This window comes from Pedobacter folensis (assembly GCF_056490665.1).
The window spans coordinates 822,113-847,659 of the sequence record NZ_JBWJIF010000003.1; the positions used below are offsets into that span (position 1 = coordinate 822,113).

Below are 25,547 nucleotides of genomic sequence, written 5' to 3' on the forward strand. Positions count from 1 at the left end.
TCTATCTGCCGGTTTTGTTGAGGTTATTAAAATAGTTTTGGTACAAGGCCGAAGCCGGGCCGGCGCTTTGTGTTTGCGGTTTGGCCGATTCGGTATTGATCATTTTTTGTATGGCTTGCTGAACCAGGTCGATGTCTTTAACCACCAGCTTATTGTCCGTACTTAACTTCCTTAAACTGCTTAAGGCATTTAAATAAGTAGCAGGATGATCGGCTGCAGCACCAATCATGTATTTCTCTGTTTCGCTGAGTAAAAATTGATCCTGTTCACTAAACTTTTTGCCTGCTTTTCTGCTTTCCAGCAAGGCGAGTACTGTTTTAAAAGAAGTGGTCCTTTTTTCTTTTTGCTCAAATGACATTTTCTGTACGGGTTGCGTAATCTTATCCAGTTCGCCGGTTAAGCGTTTTTCGGGTTTTAATGCCGATGTTTTTACGGTAGTTTTAGCCACATAAGCCCGGGATTTTTGCTGCAGGTCTTTGAGCAGCCTCAGCGCTTTATATTCGTATGGTAATGCTTCCTGAGGTTTATAGGTTCTCAAACGAAGTTCGGCATTCCACATTTCAGTTAAAACAGCCTTTAACTGTGCCTTCATTTCCGGTTCAAAAAAGGTAGCATCTTCGGCAATGTCATGTTTGTGGGCGTATTTATCCATAATTTCAGTCACATCACCAAATTTTTCACCCTCTCCCTTATGTCCGGCATGTTCATCGTGGTCATCATGATCGCCGCCGATTTCGGTTTCGTTTTCTTCACCCAAAAACTGTCCATACCGCAATCGCAACAGCTTTTGATCGATACCCAGATCATTGCTTCTGGTTTTGAAAGTTGCAACAGGCAGCGTCGATTGTTCTTTGAGCAATTTTTCAGTATCAATAATGATTTGCCTTTCGCTCCTGAAATATTCCGGAACCAGGTTAACACCATTGGTCATGCCTGCTAAACTCATTAACTCTGCGGTATCCACAATTGAAACAAAATAAACATCCGACCGGCTCGACTGACCATGATTATCCATCGCTTTGATGAAAAAGTAAAGCTCATCACCGGGTTTCATGCCGAGGTTTTTCAGGTCAATTAATTTACCTAACGAAATGTTCTTCCGGTTGTCAAAACTGGTATTGAAGGATAATTTTTTTTCGGTAAAACTCACGCCCTCGCCTTTGCCACTGGCCATGGTTGCCGATATAAAGGCATCGCTGATACCGTAATCATCTGTAAGTGATACGTTCAGGTTAATTTTTTGTGGCTGACCGATATCAATTGTGGTATGCTGTTTGGGTTGTGTAATTTTAATTGTAACGGGCAAATCGGGTATGATCTCCATCTGGTAGAGATCTGATTTTTTGCCATCCAGTTCCAATTGGTAAAAGCCGGATTTGTTAATGGTTTTGGCATAAACCCATTGTGTATTTGCTTTATTTAAAGGTTTTAACGAAACAATTTCATTGTCGTTAAAGATCAGTTTCAGTTTTTTGATGCCAATATTCGTCTCTATTTTCCAGTTTATTTGAGCACCTGTTTCGGCGGTGATGGTAAATTGTTTCTGTTTGCGTTCTCCTTTTCCAGTATAGGCTGGAGGAATAATGGTTGCGCTGAAATCGGAAATCTCTGCCGGGATATTTTCTTTGATTGTGGGAATTTGGTTAAGCTTTTCGTGAAAGTTTAAAGGTTCTTTTTTGAGCAGGGGGATTTTGCTGATCGCTAAGCTGATGAATAAAGCCGCAAGCAAAATGCCCAAACCCAGATATAATTTCTTGGCTGGTTCTTTAGGTTGTGGAAGGCCTGGGAGGATATTTTCAATCTTATTGCGTTGCAATTGTTGTAAGATCGATAATTCAGTCTCCTGTTGAAGCAAAAGGTCGGCACTTTCTTCCAGTTCAGGATATTGATTATTGACGAATCTCGAAACATCATGGTTGGTGGTTTTCCAAATGGGTTTCCTGAACAAAAGAACAGCCAGAGCCGCAGGAAAAACAATTGCAAAAAGCCATGGTGAAAAATGCAGCAGGTACACACCAATAACCGATAAAACCAGGGCGATAGCCAAAGCAATTGCAAAGGTGCTGATCAGGTAAAAGCTAATCCACTTTTTCCTTAGGTTACTGATCCAGTTTTGTCCTTCAGCTTTTAACATAATTCGGTTTTTTTCTGAATGATAAAATACGTTCGGTAACCAAAATCAATAAGGCAGCGATCCAAAATAAAGTGCCAAGCGCTTTATTTTGAGTACTTTTTGTGGCCGATTGGGCTTTGTTGATCTCGAAGACATTATTTTGAGCGGTAGATAAACGTCGCTGATCATTAGGATGGTCTTCAAAACCAAAATCATTTGGGGTTTTATCTTGTAAAAGCAGGGGCATTAATGCTTTTACAAATATACCATCCCAAACCAGTTCATTCCATTGCGGATTAAACCGGCTATAAAAATGAAATGTATTTAGATTATTTACCTTTTCATTGGTCAATATTGCATTTCCAAAGCCGTCGGTCCATATTTTTTCTGATTGATTATTCGAAACAACCCTTTTACTCCATTTAATGTGGCGACCATAAAGGTTAAGGGCAGATGGTGAGGTGATTACTTTCCCTTTTTCATATTGAAACAAGTTTCCACTGGCTGCGATTGAAGATTTAAAAATTGGAGTAACCGGATCATCCGATAACCAGAAACCAATAGCTACCTTTCCGGAAGCAGGATTAATGATGATTTTCCGTTTTGTAAAGCTGCCAATGGCCTTTAAAGCAGCAATGAGGTATTTACCATCTTCAATGCCTGAGCCTTCATGTATAGCGATGTTTACTGGCACTTCATCTGCCGGGTTTAAAGCTTCGTAGGTGGTATTGGATGGATTCGATTTTGCCTCATATTTCTTTCCTGCGTAGCTGGCAATCCAACTGCTCAGGGTATCCGTTTGGTTTAAGGGGATGTATTTGAGTTTGTAGCTAAGGCTTGGCCATTCGTTCCCAAAATGGTTTAAGCGCCGGTCTGCAAAAAGATAAACGCTTGCACCTGCGGGAACAAAATGATTCGCTGCGCTCAGTAAGGCCGTGTAATTTAAATTATTGCGCTGTTTTACTTCACCAGCAGTATCTTTTAAGGTTAATGGCGTAAAACCCACATTAAAATCGTGAATTTCATAACCCTTTTTTAGCAATGAATCGATCGTCTTTTTATGTGTTTTGAAAACCTGTGGAAAAGTGGCTTTATCTGCCAGAATCCATTCATTTTTACTATTGCCTGAAATATTTTTTTTTAGATATGGCTGCGCCAGCAGAAATGCCAGTAGTGCCAAAAGCAAACAGCGCAAAACCAATAAAAGCCAGTCGTTAATTCTAAAGCTTTTGGAACTTGCCCTCGAGCTTTCGCCCAGCAATGCAATGCTGCCAATCTTAACCGTTTTACCCTGTTTAACGTTCCACAAGTGGATTAGGAGCGGAATAATTAATCCTGCCAGCGCCACTAAACCTATGGGATATAAAAATTGCACAGTTTAAATTCTAAGTTTACTTCTTTGTTTTAAAAAATCTCTTAATGCCTGATCTAAAGGCTCATCAGTACAAATGGTTCGGTAGAAAATTCTTCTGTCGAGCATTTTAACTCTTGTTTCCTCTAAATAAACGGCCAGTTTGGTCTTATAATTCACACGAGCCTTTTCCTGATCAATCTGAATGGTTTCGCCTGTTTCCAGATCTTCGAATGTACTATACCCTTTAAAATCCAGGTCGAGTTCATTTCTTGAGAGTACATGAAAGACTATAATTTCGTGCCGAAGTGTATTTAAAGTATCCAGCAATTTAATAATCTCATCATCGCTTTGATAAAGATCGGTAACGAAAATAAGCAGTTCGCGTTTTTGAGTACCTGTAAACAGCTCTTTGTAGCGAATGGGTTTGGTGAACTTTCCTTCAGGATTAATCTGCTCCAACTGGTAAAATAACCTGGCCAAATGCTGATAATCCTGTTTGGCTATCATGGAAAAGATGCCCGAATTTTTAAGCACATATAAACCAATGGCATCACCCTGTAAATTTGCCAGGTAGGCTAACGATGCACCAAGATACCGTGCATAATCTATTTTAGTGAAATCACCGTCGCTGTGGCTCATCGAAGCACTAGCGTCTATGATTATTCGTATGGCAATATTGGTTTCTACTTCCGATTCTCGAATGTAATAACGGTCTGAGCGGGCAAACATTTTCCAATCGAGCGAGCGGAGGTCATCACCAGGCTGGTAGCTTCTGTATTGGCTAAACTCCAATCCCGGACCTTTTACAGTACTTTTATTTATGCCATTCATAAACCCGTCAATCGTCATTTTAGCCGATAACGACAGGTCTTTAATGGCCATCAATATTTTCGGATCGAGCAGTTTTTGCATTAAATATTCGATTTTGGTTTCGAAATGGCTTTAATCAGTTCGTCTGTTACTTTGTCTGACGAAACATTTTCCGCTTCCGCTTTAAAGTTCATTAATACCCTATGACGCAATACCGGATAAGCCATGGCTTGTAAATCTTCCATGATTACAGCATACCGGCCTTTAAACAGGGCCCTTGCTTTAGCCGTTAAAATCAGCGCCTGTCCGGCACGTGGGCCAGCGCCCCAGCGCACCCATTCTTTTACAAAATTTACAGTAGTGGTATCAGGACGTGTAGCACGGATCATTTCGCTTACATAAGTAATCAGGTCATCGCTGATGCTTACTTCGCGGGTAATGGCTTGCAGTTCCTTAATTTCTTCAGCTCCAACAATCGGGTTGATTATTGCTTTCTTGCTGCCTGTGGTACTGCTTAAAATTTGTGTTTCTTCTGCTGCGGTAGGGTAACCGATTTTGATATATAACAGAAACCGGTCTAACTGGGCTTCTGGCAGGGGATAAGTACCGGCTTGTTCAATGGGGTTTTGGGTGGCCAGGATAAAAAATGGCCGATCTAAAGGGTAAGTTTGCCCGCCATAGGTTACTTCAAATTCCTGCATGGCTTCTAATAAGGCCGATTGAGTTTTTGGTGGGGTTCTGTTTACCTCATCGGCCAGAATAATATTGGCAAATAAGGGGCCTTTATTAAATTTAAAGAAACGTTTTCCGGTTACATGGTCTTCTTCCAGTATTTCGGTGCCTACAATATCGGTGGGCATTAAATCGGGCGTAAACTGGATTCTCCTAAAAGAAAGATCTAAAGCCTGCGACATGGTTCTTACCATTAAAGTCTTCGCCAGGCCTGGTACGCCTTCGAGTAAACAATGTCCGCCAGCCATTAATGCAATCAGCATTTCTTCAATGATCACATCCTGGCCAACAATTACTTTCTGTATTTCGCTTTTTAACAGGGAGATCTTATCGATCAATATTTTTAGGTTGCTTTCTGAACGCTCCAAAACGGTTGATTTTTTAGTATAACGATATTGTGCTTCAATATAGCGCATATTGGCAGATAGTTTTAGCCCTGTGGAAAGAATATCAAAAAATTTACAAGATAATTTGGTTAAAAAATACAATTAATGAAAAATGAAGGTAATTTTAGGCTGTGCAAAGAGCTAAATTTACATTTGCGAGGTTAAAATATAATTCTGGCGATTGGGATACCGATCAGCGGATGCCTTCTAATTTGTTAAATTCTTTGCTGGAGTATACCACTATTCCTTTAGATGAAGAGGAGAAAATTGTAGAATTGAGCAGTCGCGATTTATTTAAATATCCTTTCTGTTATCTAAGCGGACACAAACTGGTTCAATTTAGCCAGCAGGAAGCTGTAAATTTCAAAACTTATGTGCATAACGGCGGTTTCGTTTTTGTAGATGATTGTAACCACGATATTGATGGTTTATTCGCCCGCTCTTTCGAAACACAGATGAGCAACCTTTTCGGTCCACAAGCTTTGAAGAAAATTCCCAATAACCACGGCATTTATAGTTCTTTTTTCAAGTTTGAGAAGGGACCGCCTACCACTTCTTTTGAGTTAAACGGTTGGGGCGACGATCTGGTGCACGATTACCTGAAAGCCATCACCATTAACAACAGGATAGGGGTGTTGTATAGCAATAAAGATTATGGCTGCGAGTGGGACTACGATTTCAGGAATAAACGCTTTTTAGCTGAAGACAATACCAAATTTGGGGTAAATATTATCCTGTACGCCATGGGCATTAACAGTTAGCTTTTTTTTGCGGTTAGATGTTACCATCTGACAGGTTTAGCGCACTACATCAGGTGATAACGATCATCAAAAATCTGCATTACCGATGCTTTTATCCCAAACAGCGCCAATTTTTCGCAAAACTCATTGCTGATATCCTTTACCGAAACAATGCGGATTACTTTGTCGCAATCTTCTAGATCGATAGACCATTCTGAAATATCCTGCAGGCCTGCAACGGCCAAAGCAATTAAACCGGTATCTCTGCCCGATTCGATAATGGTAGAGATGATGGTGATGTATCTGGGCATATTTTAGGAATAATTAATGGATTTTCAAGACCAATCCATAGCTGAAACTGATCTTTTGTCAATGCAAACGTAAGAATAATTTGTAAACAAACCAAACGTTCGGTATCTTTGTGATATGGAAAATCCCTATAAAAGAAAAAAAGAGCCTGAGGTAAGCAAACAACTTATTTTGGCAGCCGCCGCAGAAATCGGCGCATTAGATTGGCATCGCGTTACGTTTCAGGCCATTGCCGATAAAACGGGTTTGAGCAAGGGGGGCATTATCCACCATTTCCGTAACAAAGAAGATCTGCTAAAAGAATTGATGAACCAAAGTTTGGCAGAGCTTACCGAGTGGATTGTAGAAGAAAAAAAGTCATCAAAGGAGGTAGGCAGTTTGGCTTACCTGCGCTTTATTATTGGTAAAAGTAACGACCTGTTTTATAGGAGGACGATGAAAATTATCACTCAGGTTATTCTCATCAATCCCGAGTACCGTAAAGGCTGGGATGAATGGTTTAGTACTCATATTGGTAATGGTGATGATAGCGAGCAAGGTATAAAACACCTGATTGTGATGCTTGTTGCTGATGGATTATGGTATTCGGATAACCTGGGTGTTTATGATATCAGTGACAAGAAAAAACAACAGATTTTAGAAACACTCATTAAACTTTAAATATGAAATATCTTTTTCTGGCGCTGGCCATTATCTCAGAGGTAGTTGGTTCGAGCTTTTTAAACGCCAGCAATCAGTTTACCAAACTCATTCCATCGGCCATAACAGTTGTAGCCTATTTGCTTTGTTTTTATTTTTTGTCCATTGCCCTAAAATCGATTCCACTCGGCACAGCTTATGCCATTTGGGGAGGTCTGGGTATTGTATTAACCGCAATAATATCGGTTGTTGTTTTTAAAAATAAGTTAGATATTGGCGCCATTATAGGTATTAGTCTTATTGTTGCAGGGGTAGTGGTGCTCAATGTTTTTCCAAATCAACTTCCCATTAAAATTTAGCGCTAATTTGTATGCAAGAACCTGCTGAAACAACCGTTCATCAAAATAAAACTTTTATCGATATCAATTACGCGGGTAAACAGCTGCAAAAGCGAGAGTTTATTAAGTGTGAATTTATAAGGTGCGATTTTTCTAAAAGTGAACTGAGCTATAACGATTTTGTTGACTGTGAATTTAGCCATTGTAATTTCTCGCTCACTCAGGTAACAGGTACAGGTTTTAGTAACATTACATTCACAAATTGTAAAATACTGGGTATTGATTTTTCTACCTGCAATAAATTTATGTTCTCCTTTTCTTTTAAGGGCTGCATTTTGGATTATTCTGTTTTTTATGGTACCAAGCTCAGGAAAACAAATTTTATTAACTGCTCGCTAAAGGAAGTCGATTTCGAATCGGCCGATTTATCTTCAGCTGTTTTTAATAATTGCGACCTCACGGCCACATCTTTTAACAGGACAATTCTGGAGAAAACTGATTTCCGCACCGCAAGAAATTTTTCTTTCGACCCTGCGTTGAACAACATGAAGAAAGCCAGATTTTCATCAACTAACCTTTCGGGCTTATTGGACCACTTCAAACTGGATATTGAGGATTAGGCCGCTAATTTGGAATCGATTAACCGATTTCAACAATTAATCGGTTAACCAATCTACAAAGCATACGCGGTTTCGGCTTTCGATTGATTCAGCACCAAAAAGCTTTGGATATTTCCTACATAAGCCAGGGCACCTATATTGTCTCTGAGGAAATTGTTGTAAGAGACCATATCGGGCATGGCTACCTTAAGCATAAAATCAAAATGTCCGGTAAGATGATAACATTCCATCACTTCGGGGTATTTTTCCATTTCGGCCTTAAATGCCCTTACAATATCTTCCGAATGCATGGTAAGCTGTATGTGCGGAAAGGCTATAAAATGAGACCTCAGTTTATCGATATCTACAATGGCAACTGTTGATTTGATGTAGCCGTTTGTCCGCAGTTTTTTAATGCGCTCTACAATATGGGTCATGCTTTTTCTAAGCTTTCCCGAAACTTCTTTATAGGTTAATAATCCATCACGTTGTAAAAGATTTAGGATTTCGATATCAGTCTGATCAACTTTTTGAGGTTGCATGTAAAATACTTAGTGTATAATTGTTTCTATTTTGTTTGCTTTTGTGAAGCCTAAAAATAGTTAAAATAAGGTATATTTAAGTTAATTTATGGTTCTTATTTAAAAAGCTACTTAGTGTATATATTACAATAATAGTGAAAATTATGGAGTGCAAATAAAAATTATATTCTGTCAACTTATTTTCCTGAAGTGCTAAACCAAATTTTTAGGATGTTAAGGGTTTGATAAAAAATAATTTTTACCAAAAAAATAAGTTGTTGCGGTATAATTTGCTTAACTACTGATCTTTACATTGTAATTAATTTAACCGAATATTATTTTTCTCATGCATAAAAAACACAACTTCGGTGCCGGCCCATGCATATTGCCGTCATCTGTAATGGAACAAGCTGCTCAGGCCGTAATCAACTGGGGTGGGATGGGTTTATCTATTCTAGAAGTTTCTCACCGATCGCCTGAATTTGAAGATGTGGTGCTTAAAACCCAGCTTTTGGTTCGCGGGTTATTATCTGTTCCTGATCACTATTCCGTGCTTTTTTTACAAGGTGGGGCCAGTACACAATTCGCTATGGTGGCGATGAATTTTTTGAGCGCAGGAAAAAAGGCTGCTTATCTTGATACCGGATATTTTGCACAAAAAGCCATTAAAGAAGCCAAATTATTTGGTGAAGTTGAGCTGGTTGCTTCTTCGAAAGATAAAGATTACGCTTATATCCCTGATCAGTTTAATGTTGATCACGAATCTGCTTATATACACTATACTTCAAACAATACGATTGAAGGAACAGAGATATTTGATTTTTCTCCTAACGGCGTTCCCGTGGTATGCGATATGTCATCAGATATTTTTTCAAGGAAGATTAATGTTAGCGATTTTGATCTCATTTATGCAGGTGCCCAAAAGAATATGGGACCGGCCGGGATGACACTCGTGATAGCTAAAAATGAATTTCTTAATCAGGCCAAAAAAGAAATCCCATCAATGATGGACTATAGGGTATTCCGCGATAATATGAGCATGTACAATACACCACCGGTTTTTTCCATTTATGTAGCCATGCTTAATTTATTGTGGCTTAAAGATCAGGGCGGTGTAAGCGGGATAGAGCAAAGAAATATAGAAAAAGCAAAATTATTATACGCCGAAATAGACCGAAATCCGCTTTTTTATGGCACTGCCGATGTTGCACACCGCTCCCGAATGAACGTTACTTTTCTGGCGGTTAATAAAGATGTAGAGGGCGAGTTCTTAAAATTTGCGGCAGATCAAGGAATTGTAGGCATAAAAGGTTACAGAACAGTTGGCGGATTTAGGGCTTCGCTTTACAATGCACTCCCATTATCGAGTGTTGAAGTATTGGTAAATGCGATGGCCAGTTTTGAAAAAATATACAGCGATAAAACAGTTCTTGAACTCGAATAATCAGTTAAAAGATGATAAAAATCTCTCCACTAAAGGCATTACAGCCAGGCAAAGACATATTTGACCTGATGATTTCTGATCAGGTAAATGGTAAGGTGCATAAAAATGAACAGCTTTCTTTTGAAGACCTGCTCAATTTATTTGGATGTCCTTTGGATGAGCGGCCGGCTATTTATGTTTACGAGTTTCGTGGTGAGTTTGGTGCAATGCGGGGAATTTGGGCAGCAACCGATCTTTCTCAAACACCCGTAAATGCCATTAAAAGGCACGAAGAAACCGTATCGTCGAAAGTAGAATCACTTAAAACAGATCGGAAAAATAAGGCAACGCAAAAATCACCAATCTTATTGGTGCATAAAAAAGACAAAACCTTAGATGCGCTTATTGATTTTGTGGTGCGTACGCGTAAACCTTTGGCAAGCGAATGGTCGCAGATGGAACATTTTCTTTATCAGGTACTGGAAGAAGATGTTATTGAAAAATTTGTGCAAGAATTTACGAAACTTGAAGCGGTTTACCTTGCCGACGGCCATCATCGCCTGGAAGCAGCCTGTTCATTGCAGAAAAACTCACCTCAGCAGATCAGTTCGCTATTTGTGTCTGCTGATGTTATTTCGATAGGTGCCTTTCATAGAGTGGTTACGGGGGTAGATATTTCTTACTCACTGTTGATGGAAAAACTCCAACAGTATTATTATGTTTCAAAAATCCCCAATAACAAAGCTTATAAACCTGATCAGAAGAATAGGTTAGGGCTTTGTTTTAAAGGCGAATGGTATCAGCTGGATTTAAATCAGGCTTCTATGGCATTATCAGCAGTGCCTGATACGGTTATTTTACAAGATAAAATCCTGTCAGCTGTGCTGGGGATTAATAAACCGAAGGAAGACGAAAGATTAACCTGTTTTCCGGATTGTAAATGGGCTCAATTTCTTACAGCGCTGAACAGTGATGAAAGCGCCATTGGCTTTTCTCTTTTTCCGATGACGGCAGATGCGTTTATTACAGCTGCAGAAAATGCTGAGTTTTTGCCGCCGAAATCTACCTGGATAGAACCCAAGGTTCCTCAGGGATTTATGGCAAGTAGTTCAGTAGCCATAACGGCAAAAGCTGAGCAGGTACGGGTAAATTAGTGTTAAACTTATAAAACTAACCATATGTTTGATCTCGATTTAGAAAGTATAGCTCAAATAGGCGCTACCTTTCTGATCATTGCTTTCTTTATTGTGGCTTTATGCAAAAAACGACTTAAAGTAAACAAGAAAAAAAATGACGGAGAACACGATTATCTGCATTGGCTCTAAACCGATAATCGATTTTAATCGCGTTGGTGTATTTTTTTTGTTGTGGTAAATCAATTTAGTTTAATATGGCGTAAGTTTTATATCTATTAAGCCTTTGTAGGTTGATTATAACAATTTGATTATGGTTAAATTTTATACTTTTGGGCTATTGATATTTACAATTTAACCCGATATGTTTTATGAAAATGCTTTTTAGAGTTTGCATACTTTCTGTTTTAACCTGTTCATCTATCCTGGCAAGTGCACAAACTGTTACCTTAGATTATTTTTTTAATCGCGAAACCCGTAAAGATAAGCAGGGTAAAGAAATTCGTTTTCATTACTTGTGGAGTGAGCAGGCAATGAGTGGTTTTTCTATTTTCGGCAATGCATTTAAAAAACAGGGTTTTAAGTTAGATTCTTTAGAAACAGCACCTACTGTAGCCAAATTAAAAGGTACTGATGTATATCTAATTGTAGATCCTGACCGACCAAAAGAAAACCCAAAACCAAATTATATACAGGCAGCAGATATCACTGAAATTTCGGCGTGGGTAAAGCAAGGTGGTGTATTGGTAATGTTTGCCAATGATAGTGCAAACGTAGAGTTGCCACACTTTAATAAACTAGCCAATGTGTTTGGCATGCATTTTACCAATGAGATGCAAAATCACGTTATTGATGACAAACATTTTGATGATGGTGCCATTTCAATCAAAAACAATCCTGTATTTAAAACGGCGCAGAAAATATTTATGAAAGATGTTTGCTCCATTGAAACCAAAGCCGGTGCAAAACCGGTGTTGAAAAATGCAGCTAATGCAACAGTGATTGCTTCTGCTAAATATGGTAAAGGAACCGCAATTGCCATTGCCGATCCATGGTTGTATGACGAATATGTTAACGGACGTTTACCAAAAGAAATGGGTTTCGAAAATGATAAAGCAGCCGCTGATTTAGTGGCATGGCTAAAAAAACTGTCGAAAAAATAACCCTGTAATACTGTTAAAGTTTATCCAGTTTAAAATAACCCAAATGAATTTCATCTTCAGGTAAAGCACCTGAAGATGGTTTTATTTCAATATGGTATTTTTGTTTCGATTCTTCACTTAAAATATCTTCAATTTTATAAATATCATCTACATCAATGCCATACTTTTCGTCAATATGCGCATTGGCACCTTTTATTGAATTTGTTTTAAAGAATACAGTTTTCTTTGCCTCTTGTATGGCTTTGGCCCTTTCGTCATGAACTGATAAAACAATATAATGTTGCTCATATAGTTTGTTCGATTGGTAGCCGCCAAGGTTAATAAAAAAGAGTTTATCAGTAGAAAGAGGCGTGTGGCTATCTCTTAATTTAATGTTGATTTCATAGTTGTCAACCTTTTTCACTTCCCGCCAGCCATCTACATGGATACTGGCTCCTGCTTCTGGCCAAAATGCTTTAATTTCGGGAACCAGTGCTTTAAGCGAATGTGCAATGCCAAAGAAATAATCGTGCTGTTCTACATTTCTTTTCGGTGCTTTCGATCCCAATAAAAGCATATATAATTTTGGTTGCGGTGTATCCATATTTAATTTGTTGACTTTTCTTTTAACAGTAATAAGCAGAATTGGTTCTTGGTAATTTTGATTTTCTCTTAACCACAGGGGATGACAACACCTAAAACCGATCGTCTGACCTCTACCATTGACAGCGTTAAAAAAGATAGCGTCATCTCGACCGAAACGCAGTGGAGCGGAGAGATCTATTAAGACAGATTTAGCTCCGCTGAGCACAACGTGGTTCTCGACTGTCTTGCACTCCGCTCGAAATGACGGTAACTTATTGGAGTTAGATGCAGAGACTTTCCTGTCATTTAATATTAATTTTTATAGAATAAATTACTCCGCAGGATGACAAATTAAACTGATTAATCACTGCGCGCTGTCTTTCCGTGGCAAAAAAACAAAACAATTTCCCTTTTTTAAGATTGTATGAATTATAAATGGATACTAAAACAGCAAAACAAAGAATTGCCATTATTGGCGGTGGGCCGAGTGGTCTTTTCATGTATAAAAGATTAACAGAATCAAAAGCGGCCAATTTTGAGATAGACATTTTCGAACGTAAGGATTATTTAGGTGCCGGTATGCCTTATAGTGCCGAAGGCGCTAATGTAGAACATATTACCAATGTATCAGACAATGAAATTCCAATCATTTATAATTCTATAGAAGATTGGGTAAAAATTGCGCCTAAAGCAGTGCTAAAAAAGTTTAACATCAACGAAGCGAAATTTAATGAGTATAAAGTATTGCCCAGATTGTTTTTTGGAGAATACTTATCTGCGCAGTTTAATCTGCTGAAAGATGCAGCGGCGAAAAAAGGGATAAAAACCAATGTACATTTAAAATGTGTGGTAGAAGATATTGTCGATTTTCCTGAAGATAATCAAGTGGCTGTAAGTATTCAAAATCATGGTAAGGCATATTTCGACCAGGTTATTATCTGTACCGGACACAATTGGCCAAAGAAATATGAAGGTCGTATTCCCAACTATTTCGATTCGCCTTATCCACCAAAGAAGATATCGTTAAAGCTCAATCACGCTGTTGGCATCATGGGCTCATCGTTAACGGCTATTGATGCCTTAAGAACACTGGCCAGGCAAAATGGTAAGTTTGAAGACAATGAAGATGGAACCTATCGTTATCATTTAGAAAGCGAAGGCTTTAAAATTGTAATGCACTCGCGAAGTGGTTTATTACCGGCCATTCGTTTTCATCTGGAAGATTCGCATTTGGGCAAAGAAGAAACGCTGAGCAAAGCTGAAATTCAGGCGAGCATAGCCGAAAACGGAGGCTTTTTACCATTGGATTTTGTATTCGAAAAGAATTTTAAAGAGATGTTTATCGAAAAAGATCCGGCCTTTTATGCGCAGATCAAAAACATGAACCTGGAAGAATTTGTAGGGGCCATGATGGGTTTCAGGGAAAAAATGGAACCTTTCGATCTTTTTAAAAAAGAATATGATGAAGCTGAAAAATCGATAGAGAAGCGTAAATCCATTTATTGGAAAGAAGCTTTGGCTGTTTTAAGCTTTGCGATGAATTATCCTGCCAAATATTTGTCTGCCGAAGATATGGAGCGGCTCCAAAAAGTATTGATGCCATTAATCTCTATTGTAATTGCATTTGTGCCACAAAGCTCGTGCAGAGAATTACTGGCACTTTACGAGGCTGGCGTGTTAAACATTGTTGCCGTTGGAGATGATGCAAAGGTAGAACCGTTAAAAACTGGCGGTGCAGATTATCATTATACGTTGGATGATAAAAAGGTTACCGTTCACTTCGATACCTTTATCGACTGTGTTGGCCAGCCGCACCTTTCTTTCGATGATTTTCCTTTTAAAAGCTTAATTACCAATGGAACGGTAAGTCCGGCAAAGCTAAAATTCCAGTCTGCTGAAAATGGGAAGGAAGAAATGAAGCATAATGATTTGGTGACAAAGAAAGGCAATACTTATTTTTTAACGGTGCCCGGTATCACCATTACCGATCATTTTCAGGTGGTTGATGAAGCAGGGGAGGCGAATAAAAGAATCTATATTATGGCTGTTCCGTACATTGGTGGTTACAATCCCGATTATTCCGGAATCGATTTCTGCGAAGCCGCATCTGAGGCGGTACTTAGCAGTATTTTAAATTGAGTACCGAATAAATCCTGCCAAAAATAATACTGATACACTAACAATACGTTGTCTATACTTTACGCTAGTTGGTCAGGATCTGCGATCTTGACCTTTGTGCTGTGTATTTATAATCTGCATGGTTAATTCTTTTTAAGGATTAGAAATCCTTAGTTCTTAAGTCGGGATTACAAATCCCGACTAACAGCGTTTCTACTGAAAATACAGTTAGTAAAACGGTTTATGATTTGCTGTTTTTCAAGATTATAAACAGCAGTTTTTTTGAAAAGTAATTTATTAATTTATTGTTAATCTTTTTGATAGACTTATCTTAAAATTACTTAAAAATAGTATATCAGAATAAAACTTTTTTAATAAAAAAAATGCCTCTACGAGTGTAAAAATGAAGTTTTTTTAAAACAAACAAACGTTTGCGCTTAATTTTCGTTATGTCTTTTTTTAATTACAAATTTGCTAATAATGGTAAAGCATTCCAGCGTATAAGTGCGTATAAATGTAACAGTGACGGGTTATTTTTTTTGATGAATCAAACGATCATCCCTACTATTTTTCTTAGTCCTTATTCGTTATTAGAATATCGTTTATAAAAATTATAGAAATCAGCAGATTAGTGCCACTGTTTAAGCGTTATAGCCTTTTATTGCTTTACATATTACGCATTTTTTAAGCAAACGTTTGCGTTAAGAAAAATAAAAATCAAGTATTCTTAATATATAACTTGCATTACCAAATAATAACGAGCCGATATTTTATTTTAGTATTACGAGCAAAAAAACTGTTAAACTAACAGGGAATAATGAATAAATAAAATAATAACCCCCTAACCAGGGTAAAATAAGCAAACAAACAAAAACTAATCATTCTGGGCAATATATATTGCTTTAAGAATTAATATTAATCACCCTAAACCACATCCCATGATCAAAAATTTTACTTTTTGTCTTCAGGCATTTTTTTGCCCAAAATCTCAAATAGAGATAATTTCTTAATCGCATTTAACAATCGAGTTTCTTCTTTAAACACTTAAACTTTTAATTAAACTAATAAAATGGTTAAAATTTATACAAGCGTTTGTATTGCCTTGTTTTTATCTGTTTTTGGATCACAATCTTTATGTGCCCACGAGGCATGGCTTAAAACGGCTAATGGTAGTTATTTTGTTTTTCAGCAAGATACCACTAAAGCCAAAAAAGATTCGTCCGCTTATTCCATTAAAACCGATACAATTGGCCAAATGGTTAGAGCATTACAGAAATTTAAAACAGTACGCGATACAATTAACATCCGTTCGTCAACACCTGTTCCGAATTTATCATTACAGCAAATTATCAAAGGTAATTTGGCTGGAGTTTATGTACAGGAGCCAAATGGTGAGCCTGGTACTGAGCAAAGCATAATTATACAGGGTGCATCAGGCCAGTTATTTACTAAAAAGGATATTTACGCATTACAGCCGGCTATTTATTTAAATGGTGTGCCTTTAGTTGCCGATAATCCCTTTGCTTTTGATGTACAGAAATATGATTTTAACAGGATTGGTCCTGCTACTAATTTACTTTCTCAGATCAGTATAGATAATATACAATCTATCTCGGTAATTAAAGACCCATTTGAACTGGCTAAACTAGGACCAAATGCAGCGAATGGTGCCATTTACATCACCACAAAAAGTGCAAGAGCAGGCTTGAGGGATATTAGTTTAAACTCTTATTTTGGTTATGTTACGCCACCAAGTGTAAACACGGTAAACGGAGTTTATGAAAATAATTTCAGGAAACCTTTTTACCAAAAATATGCAACTGCTGAAAATTATGCTGGTTATGCCTCTTATTTAAGAGATTCTACCAATACCGCATATTATGGACCATCAAACTGGAATGATATCTATTATAACACAACGCCAACTTACTCGGCTGATTTAGGTATTACCGGTGGTGGTGACCGGGCAAATTTCAGGTTTTATGGTTCAGGTACGAAAAATGCGGGCAATGCCGATGCGACCAACATTAATAGGTATAACCTGTTTTTTGGTATTAATATGGCCCCGTTTAAGTGGTTAACCGTTTCAAGTAACGTAAACGCAGCTCGTTTAGACCGTAACCGGAACAGGAGTTTAAGAGATCGTTTTGCTGAAACAAGGTATATTCCGGATTTAACCAGTCCTTTATCTCCTAATGCAGCGATTTACGAAAGTTTTCTGGAAGAAAATGATAAAAGCGTAGATAATAACCGCACCAATACTTTGAATGGTAATTTAAGCTTAACTGCTAAAATTAACAAACTCACACTTTCATCAAGCTTAATATTCGATTATAATGAAGGCGTAAGGGATTATTTTACACCATCTACTTTAATGGATGGCGTAAGTTATGTATCAAATTATTTTGGTTACAGCCAACGTTTAATGATCAACAACACTGCCTCATATAAGTATGAGATCAACAAAAAACATACTGTTAATTTCGAAATTGGTCAGAGTTTTCAAGGCGATACGCATAAATATAACTATGCCAGGGCTTATAACGGACCAAACGATTATGTAAAATTAAACCTGGTTGATGGTAACTCCGGAGATGAGGATTATTTAAATACGCTTGCAGCAGGAGGTTTTTATGTATTCAGATACATTGATAAAGAGCGTAATAATTTGATGTCTTTTTATGGTGCCGCGAAATACAGTTATAAAAATTTACTTGATGTGAATGTTTTGCTACGTAGAGATGGCTCATCAAATGGTCAGCCAGATAGCCGTTGGGTGACTACACCAGCTTTTAACGCGACTTTTAACCTTAAAGAGCAATTTTTAAAAAGCAATTCTTTTTTCAGCAGCTTACACCTGAGTGCAGGATGGGGCAGAAATATAAGGATCTTTTTGGATGACAGATATGCTGCGGGTCCGCAATACCGTTCAGAAAACGGATGGTTTGAAGAGCCTACCATTCCAGGTTACGGTGGTAAGTTAGGAATTAACAGACCATACGATAGTGGTTTTATCGGCTACGGAATAAAGTTGCCATATGCTGACAGGATCAACATTACCTTAGATGGTTCAATTTTGAACAATAGGGTTAATGCAGCCATTACCGCTTACAACCGCGACAATAAAAATCAGGTTATTGGTGTACCGGTACCTTTCGAAACTGGTTACAGTCTTAACTACCAGTCGGGCATGGATATCAATAACAAGGGCCTTGAGCTGATGTTAAACGCTTTGGTAATCACTAATCCTAAAGGACTTAGCTGGAATACTACAGTGAACTTCAACTACAATAAAAATAAACTTACCGCATTGCCAAATGGCTTAACCGAATTAATTAGCGGTAATGATAAATTGGTTGTAGGTAAACCAGTTGGTAGTTTCTGGCTGTATACTAATAACGGCATTTACAATACCAATGCTGAAGTACCTGCAGGCAGAACATTTAACGGTATTCCTTTAAAAGCGGGCGACCCGAACTGGGCTGACTACAACGGCGATAACCGTGTTGATAATAAAGATAAAGTGTTAACTGGTGATCGGTTGCCAAAATTTGTTGGTGGATGGAACAATACAGTTGCTTATAAAAATTTCGACCTGAATTTCAACTTCATATTCGCACTTGGACAAAAAGCCATTAACCAGTACGAAGCCACACGTTATGGTTTTATTAACCGTGAGGCTGGTAACGATATCAATTCGGTTAAAGAGGTTTCTTCGTGGCAGATATTCGATAACGAAAAAACTTATCCTATTTACAATCCATGGAGTGATGTTGATGCTTATAGAACAGACCAGGATCTTTTCCTTGAAAATGCTTCTTACGTAAAATTAAGGTCGGTAACGTTAGGCTACGATTTTGGTAAAACTTCACTTTTCAAAAAATCAGGCTCAGCTTCAGCTGTAAGAAGAGCTTACTTATATGCTACAGCGATGAATCTCTTCACCATTACTAAGTTTTCTGGTGTAGATCCTGAGCTGGTGAATTACAACGGATATTATGATGGCGCCAATTTAACCATTCCGAGAACATTTGTACTGGGCTTTAAATTGGATTTATAAAATAATTATAGCATTAACATGAATTACACAATCAATAAAGAGAACATGTTTTACAAAACGGCTATCGCAGTTTTTGTACTACTGATTACTTTTGGGAATTTTTCTTGCAAAAAGATTGATGATGTACAATCAACAAGATTAGCAACAGAAGAAACCAACTGGAAAACGCTCGAAGATGCCAAAGCCAATTTGTTATCAATATACGGGCTGCTCCGTTCGGCTACCGTTGCTGACAATGCGCATTGGTTAATGGGCGATTTAAGACAAGGTGATTTTACCATTACCAACCGGGCAGATTTAAAGGCCATTGTAAACGGACAATTAAATGCCTCTTATCCTGTAATTAACAGGATCACCAACTGGAGACCTTATTATGCAGCGATAAATGCAGCCAGCCTTTTTATCGAAAGATCGAAAGAAATACAGGCAATTGATCCGCGTTACACCAAAATTAACAACGATGTGGATGTGGCGCAAGCCAGGATGCTAAGGGCTTTTGCTTATTTTTACATGACCAGGATCTGGGGTGATGTGCCTTTACTTACCTCATCGCACGATGGAGAGTTTGTAAAACTAGGTCGTTCACCACAACAAAAGGTGCTTGCATTTGCAACCAACGAGCTGTTGGCAGCTGCAAAGGTAGTGCCCTTCAGATATGGCGGTACCGATCCAATTATGCCAGGCTTGTACTATGGTGGCAACTGGCCAAGCTGGAACGGGATTATTTTTACCCGCTTATCAGCTTATATTTTGTTAGCACATATTGCTGCATGGCAAGGCAACTACATCGATGCGGCCAACTATTCTAAATTCGTTTTGGATAATCAATCTACCCAATATTTTGTAGATGGGGCCAACCCATTAGATTATATTGATATGAATGCACTAACTGAAAACCAGAATAACTATAGCCCGTTTGCTTATAAAAGGGCAAATCTGATGGTGGGTTTTCCATTCGAGGCAGGTAACGGTTTATCAACAGCTAACGGGCATTTAGAGCAGTTAACACTGGCCTCGCCATTTATACCGAAATCGCAGCCCGAAATGTATGTATCAAAAGATACTATCCTTAAAGCATTTACAAATCCACTCGATTTACGTTTTAGCATAGATCCGATAAAAGGTCTGTACAGAACTAATTATTTCTATGGTGTAGAATCTGAACGACCAATTTTCAATAAAGTAAAGGTAATTTATCCATCCAATACTTCCGGAAATGTGACTTTGTTCAGTTCATCAATGGTGTTTAGCCGTATGGAAGAAATTACCTTATTGAGAGCTGAGGCACTGGCTGTTTTAGGTCTGAAAGATGACGCCCTTAATGCCTTGAACAGAGCTTGTTTGTTAAGAGGAATTAGTTTTTCAACATCTACGCCAGATTTAATTGCCGCGATTTTTCAGGAACGCAGAAGAGAGTTAATGGGCGAAGGCTGGAGATGGTATGACATTATCAGGTATAACAGGATCAAAAACCCACAGAGTGTTTTTACAACGAAAAATGGTACCCCACTGACCTTTAAACAGTTTGAGGCTGCAGGAGGCATTTACTGGCCGGTATCTCAGGATGTAATTAATGCAAATTCATCAATTACCCAAAACCCATACTGGCAATAATCACCTAATCAGATTTAGAATGAAAAATTTATTATATAAAAAGAGCACATATTTTCTTTTAGGGCTTATTGCCTTGTGCTTTACGGCTTGTAAAAAAGACGATTCGCCTTATCATGATTATGTAAATACACAGCAAACCTTTAGAGGTTCGGCTATGGATTATTTAAAGGCACAACCAAAAGGGACTTTTGACTCTTTACTATTGGTTTTAAACCGATACCCTTTCCTGATGGATTCGTTAACCAACCAAAAGCTAACACTTTTTGCACCGGTAAACAAAAACTTCGAGGCCGCAGTAAAGTATTTAAACATCACGCGTAAAAACGAAGGTAAGGTACCAGTTTATTTATCAACTGCAGACTGGGACGAGTTGGGATTTATGCTGTGTAAATACATTGTAAGGGGTAATAAAACTACTGATGCTTACATTGATAATGTTGATGGAATGTTGGTTAAAAATATCGTAATTGATTATCAGATGCATGTGAAATATGTAAAACTGAGTTCTGCAGGTTACGTTGATGGAGGGGCTGCTACACTTAATTTTAGTGATACTTACGGCTCTATTTTTACCGATTATTGGGTAACAACAACAACAAATGCGGTGAACATTAAAACCAACAACGCCACAATTAATATCCTAACGCCAATACACAATTTTGGTTTCGATGAATTTACATACAGATTGAATAAATAGACAGGAATGATGAAAAATATTCAATATATACTAAAAGTTAGCTTAACCTTATTGTTAGGTGGCATCGCATTATCTTCGTGCAAGAAAAACCTGCCCGATGAAAGGTTATCAATAGCCAACGATTCTCAATATATCCAATACGTGTATCAACCGGTTTTGGGAAGAAATACCTTGTTTGCAAATAATTTTCAATACGGTAACTCAAGCCGTCCGTTGGATTTCAAAATTGTTAACATGCGTACGTTTAATGGCGAGCCTGCTCCAGAACTTACTAATAATTATCCGGTGACCGTTTGGAAAACTGCTTACGATGGAACAGAGAAGTCTATTGCTGAGATCGAAGCTAAACGAACGACTGAAAATCATCCTTTATTCGAAGTACGTCCACACTCAGGGGAGTTTATGATGTGGGCTGCTGCGAACTCGAATATGGTTAAGGCACAGCCTGATTCAGGTTATGTTTTCGATGTAGAAATGTCGAACTCAGGTGGCAGGAAGTACTTTCAGAATTTCCGCTTACGTCCTTTACGTGAACGTCCGTATGAGCCTTCAAATTTAGATCCGGTAACCGGACAGGGTACATCTGTATCGGTTAATCCAACCAGTTTAAATATTACGGGTTTACGTGGACAGCCACTGAATACCAGAGATGATGTACAGGTTTTATTCAAAAAAGCAGGAAATGGTAACAGTATCACTTTCAAATTTGTAGATACCTTATCTAATCCAATTGATCCGAATAAGTTTGCCGCTACCGATTGGGCAAATCTGGTACATGGTTTTAATATGGTTAAAGATGCTACCAAGGTAAAATATGAGGTAGCCTACCCAATTCCTTGTAGTGCTTACCCAACCAAATATACTACGCTATCCGGCGATCAGGCCAGAGTGGTATTCAGGTTTAACAGACAGGCTTTTGGTAATGTGCTACAACAATGCTTCCTGGCATTCAACTTTAATATTTACCAAAAAGGAGACTGGGAGATAACCTTCTGGTTTAAGCGCGATAAACCAAAATTTGATAATGATTAATGGAACAGTATAAACTAAAACAAAACATATTTCCAATGAAGTATTTTTACACCATAGTTATTTTATTGATTTTTGGTTTCCAGAATCTGGCAAGCGCCCAGCAACGTATTGTTGTTACAGGTGTGGTAACAGATGGTTCATCAAAATCAAAAGAAACCATACCCGGCGTGAGCGTTACAAGTGCTGGCAGCTCGCTGGGTATTACCGATATGAATGGTAAATTCAGAGTTACGGTAGCTAATAATGCCAGTTTAACATTCAGTTATGTAGGCTACGAAACCACAACGGTAAAGGTGAACAACCGCACCAGTATTTCGATTAGTTTAAATAGTGATAGTAAGACCTTAAATGAAGTGAAGGTTACGGCGGGTTACCAAACCAAGACCAGAACCCTAACTACCGGTTCGGTAGTAACCATTTCTGGTAAGGATATTCAGGGACAGCCTGCAGGTGATGTAATTTCATTACTACAGGGAAAAGTAGCTGGTTTAAACATCCAGAACAATACAGGTTCTCCGGGTTTTAGGGGTAGTGTAACCTTGCGTGGTATTTCTAATATCAATGTATCAGGTTCAGGAAACGCCTCTTTCTTAACACCAACTTCTCCATTGTATGTAATTGATGGGGTACCGGTTGACGATAATACCAATTACTCTTATGGTTTCCAGCAGGCAGGGCCGGGTATTTCGCCAGCCTCTCAAATTCCACCAGAAGATATTGAAGATATCTCCGTGTTAAAAGATGCTGCAGCAACATCGCTATACGGATCTAGAGGTGCTTATGGGGTAATTTTGATTACCACCAAACGCGGTAACTCTAAAGTGCCAGTTGTACGTTATAATGGTGCGGCTTTTATGTCAACCGTGCCGCAGTTGCGTTCGGTAATTGGTGGTAAAGGCGAGCGTTTATTAAGAATCGATCAGATTTTACGTTATGACACCGCTTATAACCATGCTATCGATTTAATCAACTCCACACCGTTTTTATCCGATAGTTTAAATGCCTATTACAATAACTCTACCAACTGGCAGTCTTATTTTTACCGTCCTACCTTTAACCAGACCCACACGGTTAATGTTTCGGGTGGCGATCAGCAGTTTAACTACAAGGTGGCTTTAACAGCTTATGATGAAAAGGGTGTTCAGGAAAATACGGGTTTGTCGCGTTACAACCTCAACATGAACATGATCTATTTTCCAAGTCGTAAGTTTAAACTCACCGGGCAGTTTAACAACTCCGTTCAGAAAGTACAAACAGGAAGTGGAAACGGACTTCAGAATGCAGGTGTAGCTACAGGAGGTAGTTCATCGTCACTCTTACCAGCACCGTCTTTATATTCTTCTGTTAACTCTGTATTAGGGGCTTTAACAACTGATAACGATAATAAGATTCTGAATACTACTGCAAATTTAAATGTAGATTACGAGATTCTGCCTAATTTAAAATTAGGTACGGTATTAAACTATACCGGTGTATCGAGTACTAAAGATAATTTTTCGCCGGCTGCACTGAACTCAAATCAGTCACAGTATTATACTTATACCGACAGGGCTACTACCTTGTATAACCGTAACCAGTTACAATATGTTTACGCAATTAAAGAAGCAGGAGAAGATGCACACAACTTCAATATATTTGCTTTCTCTGAGTTAAGGGCTTCGTTTTTTAAAGCAGATGCCATATTGAACGATAGGGGAGTAAATGATCAGTTAAGAGGGCCATTAACCAATATGAGCGATTACCTAACCTCTTTGGGTGGAACAATCGATTATACCGATTTAAGAACCATTGCTTTTGCAGCTGCATTTTCTTATAACTACAAACAAAAATATGTGTTGGATTTCAATTACCGTGTAGATGGACTTTCTACCAATGGTCCGAATGCAGGTTACAAGAAAAACCCGGCAATAGCGGTTAAATGGAATTTTGATAAGGAACGCTTTTTAGAAGGGCTTAGCTGGTTAGATTTTGGAGATATTCGACTGAGTTATGGATCGAACATTACACCAAATGGTAATATTTACCAGGCTTATGGTAAATATTTTGGTGGCGACCGTTACAACAACAGTAATACCGTAATTTCTGATTTAAGTTTCTTACCAAACTTAAGTTTAGAGCCAACCAAAGCCACTACTTACAACGCTGGTTTCGATATAGGTGTCTTAAACGGTAAGTTCTCTTTAGCGATGGATGCTTATTACAAACAGAACGATAACATTTTCAGGGAAAAACCGATATCGAGTTCAAATTCATTTAGTAAAATTGGATCGACTGAAATCAGTAACGTAAATTACGGCTGGGAATTCCAGGCTACGGCACGTCCTTTAAGCACCACCAGTCCGTTTAAGTTAACATTAAGTGGTACACTGGCTATTAACCGTGAGGTACTTGCTGCATTGCCTGATGGATTGCGTGAACAAATATACACTGACGCTGCATTGGGTCAGGATATTTACTATCGTTTAGGTATTAACTCATTATCCAACTATCTGTACAATACTAAAGGTGTTTACAGTACCAATGCACAGGTTCCGGTAGATCCGCTTACTGGTTTACCTTATCGTGTGGGTGCAAATTCTAAACTGAATTATTTCAAAGCCGGTGATCCGATATTTACCGATTTAGATGGTAATTATGTATTGAATGACTATGACAGGGTAATAGCAGGTAATTCGCAACCTCAGGTTACGGGTGGTTTCACTTCCCTTTTGCAATACAAAAACTGGAGTTTAGAAATAAATACTTCATTTACCTTTCAGAGAGACATCTTAAACAATAGTTTGGCTTCGCAGTTTGCCTCTTTTGGTACGCCTACAGCTTTAGGAAACATTGTTCCACTATCGCAGTATAGCTATTGGGCTGCACCTGGCGATATAGCTACATATGGTAATCCTTTAGATTTTGTAAGGTCTACTATATTAAATCCTTACAGGTTTAATCAGACTTTATTCCAGGAAGATGGTTCGTACTTTAAGTTAAACTCAGTAAAAGTATACTACATATTTAATCAGAAATTTACCCAACGTTTCGGAATGAACAGGGTAAGTATCAACGCTACCGCTTCTAACCTTGGCTTCATTACCCGTTACTCAGGTCCAAACCCTGAAAACGTAACCGCTTTAGGTAGGGATTATGCCGGTGGATATCCGATTTCTAAACAGTTTGCTTTGGGCTTAAACATAGAATTTTAATTTTTTGACAG

The 25,547-nt window shown here is 38.3% G+C and carries 20 protein-coding genes; 13 read left to right on the plus strand and 7 right to left on the minus strand.

Features of this window, described 5'->3' with window-relative positions:
- Nucleotide 1: 1 nt before the first annotated feature.
- The 4 genes from AC04QZ_RS18160 to AC04QZ_RS18175 are packed head-to-tail and all read right to left on the minus strand — an operon-like array spanning nucleotide 2 to nucleotide 5,425.
- Nucleotides 2-2,134, minus strand: coding sequence for a hypothetical protein (locus tag AC04QZ_RS18160; RefSeq protein ID WP_478358907.1), 2,133 nt, complete (start codon nucleotides 2,132-2,134; stop codon nucleotides 2-4).
- Nucleotides 2,121-3,488 carry a BatA domain-containing protein gene (locus AC04QZ_RS18165; RefSeq protein ID WP_478358908.1) on the minus strand — a complete coding sequence of 456 codons (1,368 nt, stop codon included), beginning with the start codon at nucleotides 3,486-3,488 and terminating at the stop codon, nucleotides 2,121-2,123. The genes AC04QZ_RS18160 and AC04QZ_RS18165 overlap by 14 nt, the downstream gene beginning before the upstream one ends.
- A 3-nt stretch (nucleotides 3,489-3,491) precedes the next feature.
- The gene (locus AC04QZ_RS18170; RefSeq protein WP_478358909.1) at nucleotides 3,492-4,379 is read right to left on the minus strand and encodes a DUF58 domain-containing protein; all 888 of its coding nucleotides are present in this window, start codon (nucleotides 4,377-4,379) and stop codon (nucleotides 3,492-3,494) included.
- Entirely contained in the window at nucleotides 4,379-5,425 is a 1,047-nt protein-coding gene (locus AC04QZ_RS18175) for an AAA family ATPase (protein WP_478358910.1), read from the minus strand. The genes AC04QZ_RS18170 and AC04QZ_RS18175 overlap by 1 nt, the downstream gene beginning before the upstream one ends.
- 101 nt (nucleotides 5,426-5,526) lie before the next feature.
- On the opposite strand from AC04QZ_RS18175, the gene AC04QZ_RS18180 reads away from it, so the two are divergent.
- Nucleotides 5,527-6,156, plus strand: a complete 630-nt coding sequence (locus AC04QZ_RS18180; RefSeq protein ID WP_086545324.1) for a DUF4159 domain-containing protein — start codon at nucleotides 5,527-5,529, stop codon at nucleotides 6,154-6,156.
- 44 nt (nucleotides 6,157-6,200) lie between these two features.
- Here AC04QZ_RS18180 and AC04QZ_RS18185 read toward each other — a convergent pair whose 3' ends face one another.
- Nucleotides 6,201-6,446, minus strand: a complete 246-nt coding sequence (locus AC04QZ_RS18185; protein ID WP_478358911.1) for a hypothetical protein — start codon at nucleotides 6,444-6,446, stop codon at nucleotides 6,201-6,203.
- A 115-nt stretch (nucleotides 6,447-6,561) separates the two neighbouring features.
- Between AC04QZ_RS18185 and AC04QZ_RS18190 the strand changes: the two genes are divergently transcribed.
- The 3 genes from AC04QZ_RS18190 to AC04QZ_RS18200 are packed head-to-tail and all read left to right on the plus strand — an operon-like array spanning nucleotide 6,562 to nucleotide 8,041.
- The gene (locus tag AC04QZ_RS18190; RefSeq protein WP_478358912.1) at nucleotides 6,562-7,104 is read left to right on the plus strand and encodes a TetR/AcrR family transcriptional regulator; all 543 of its coding nucleotides are present in this window, start codon (nucleotides 6,562-6,564) and stop codon (nucleotides 7,102-7,104) included.
- Between the two features lie 2 nt (nucleotides 7,105-7,106).
- Nucleotides 7,107-7,442 carry a DMT family transporter gene (locus AC04QZ_RS18195; RefSeq protein ID WP_478358913.1) on the plus strand — a complete coding sequence of 112 codons (336 nt, stop codon included), beginning with the start codon at nucleotides 7,107-7,109 and terminating at the stop codon, nucleotides 7,440-7,442.
- Between the two features lie 11 nt (nucleotides 7,443-7,453).
- A complete protein-coding gene (locus AC04QZ_RS18200; protein ID WP_478358914.1) occupies nucleotides 7,454-8,041 on the plus strand; it encodes a pentapeptide repeat-containing protein in 588 nt (195 codons plus the stop codon).
- Between the two features lie 53 nt (nucleotides 8,042-8,094).
- Here the strand turns inward: AC04QZ_RS18200 and AC04QZ_RS18205 are convergent, their stop codons facing one another.
- Nucleotides 8,095-8,562, minus strand: a complete 468-nt coding sequence (locus tag AC04QZ_RS18205; RefSeq protein ID WP_086545325.1) for an Lrp/AsnC family transcriptional regulator — start codon at nucleotides 8,560-8,562, stop codon at nucleotides 8,095-8,097.
- 325 nt (nucleotides 8,563-8,887) lie between these two features.
- On the opposite strand from AC04QZ_RS18205, the gene serC reads away from it, so the two are divergent.
- The 3 genes from serC (at nucleotide 8,888) to AC04QZ_RS18220 (ending at nucleotide 12,260) form a co-directional block, all read left to right on the plus strand.
- Nucleotides 8,888-9,985 (plus strand): 3-phosphoserine/phosphohydroxythreonine transaminase, encoded by a 1,098-nt coding sequence (gene serC, locus AC04QZ_RS18210; RefSeq protein ID WP_478358915.1) that lies wholly within the window; start codon nucleotides 8,888-8,890, stop codon nucleotides 9,983-9,985.
- 11 nt (nucleotides 9,986-9,996) lie between these two features.
- Nucleotides 9,997-11,118 carry a DUF1015 family protein gene (locus AC04QZ_RS18215; protein ID WP_478358916.1) on the plus strand — a complete coding sequence of 374 codons (1,122 nt, stop codon included), beginning with the start codon at nucleotides 9,997-9,999 and terminating at the stop codon, nucleotides 11,116-11,118.
- A gap of 350 nt (nucleotides 11,119-11,468) precedes the next feature.
- On the plus strand, nucleotides 11,469-12,260 hold the full coding sequence (locus tag AC04QZ_RS18220) for a lacto-N-biose phosphorylase central domain-containing protein (protein WP_086545328.1): 792 nt from the start codon (nucleotides 11,469-11,471) through the stop codon (nucleotides 12,258-12,260).
- A 13-nt stretch (nucleotides 12,261-12,273) separates the two neighbouring features.
- On the opposite strand, the gene AC04QZ_RS18225 is transcribed toward AC04QZ_RS18220, so the two are convergent.
- On the minus strand, nucleotides 12,274-12,843 hold the full coding sequence (locus AC04QZ_RS18225) for a DUF1543 domain-containing protein (protein ID WP_478358917.1): 570 nt from the start codon (nucleotides 12,841-12,843) through the stop codon (nucleotides 12,274-12,276).
- A 416-nt stretch (nucleotides 12,844-13,259) separates the two neighbouring features.
- Here AC04QZ_RS18225 and AC04QZ_RS18230 point away from each other — a divergent pair, with 416 nt between their 5' ends.
- The 6 genes from AC04QZ_RS18230 (at nucleotide 13,260) to AC04QZ_RS18255 (ending at nucleotide 25,536) form a co-directional block, all read left to right on the plus strand.
- Entirely contained in the window at nucleotides 13,260-14,963 is a 1,704-nt protein-coding gene (locus AC04QZ_RS18230) for an FAD/NAD(P)-binding protein (protein WP_478358918.1), read from the plus strand.
- Nucleotides 14,964-16,011: 1,048 nt separating this feature from the next.
- Nucleotides 16,012-19,002 (plus strand): SusC/RagA family TonB-linked outer membrane protein, encoded by a 2,991-nt coding sequence (locus tag AC04QZ_RS18235; protein WP_478358919.1) that lies wholly within the window; start codon nucleotides 16,012-16,014, stop codon nucleotides 19,000-19,002.
- An 18-nt stretch (nucleotides 19,003-19,020) separates the two neighbouring features.
- A complete protein-coding gene (locus AC04QZ_RS18240) occupies nucleotides 19,021-20,616 on the plus strand; it encodes a RagB/SusD family nutrient uptake outer membrane protein (protein ID WP_478358920.1) in 1,596 nt (531 codons plus the stop codon).
- 19 nt (nucleotides 20,617-20,635) lie between these two features.
- Entirely contained in the window at nucleotides 20,636-21,313 is a 678-nt protein-coding gene (locus tag AC04QZ_RS18245; RefSeq protein ID WP_478358921.1) for a hypothetical protein, read from the plus strand.
- Nucleotides 21,314-21,319: 6 nt separating this feature from the next.
- Nucleotides 21,320-22,345 (plus strand): DUF5007 domain-containing protein, encoded by a 1,026-nt coding sequence (locus AC04QZ_RS18250; protein ID WP_478358922.1) that lies wholly within the window; start codon nucleotides 21,320-21,322, stop codon nucleotides 22,343-22,345.
- A gap of 35 nt (nucleotides 22,346-22,380) precedes the next feature.
- Complete coding sequence (locus tag AC04QZ_RS18255; RefSeq protein WP_478358923.1) at nucleotides 22,381-25,536, plus strand: SusC/RagA family TonB-linked outer membrane protein; 3,156 nt, start codon at nucleotides 22,381-22,383, stop codon at nucleotides 25,534-25,536.
- Nucleotides 25,537-25,547 lie beyond the last annotated feature (11 nt).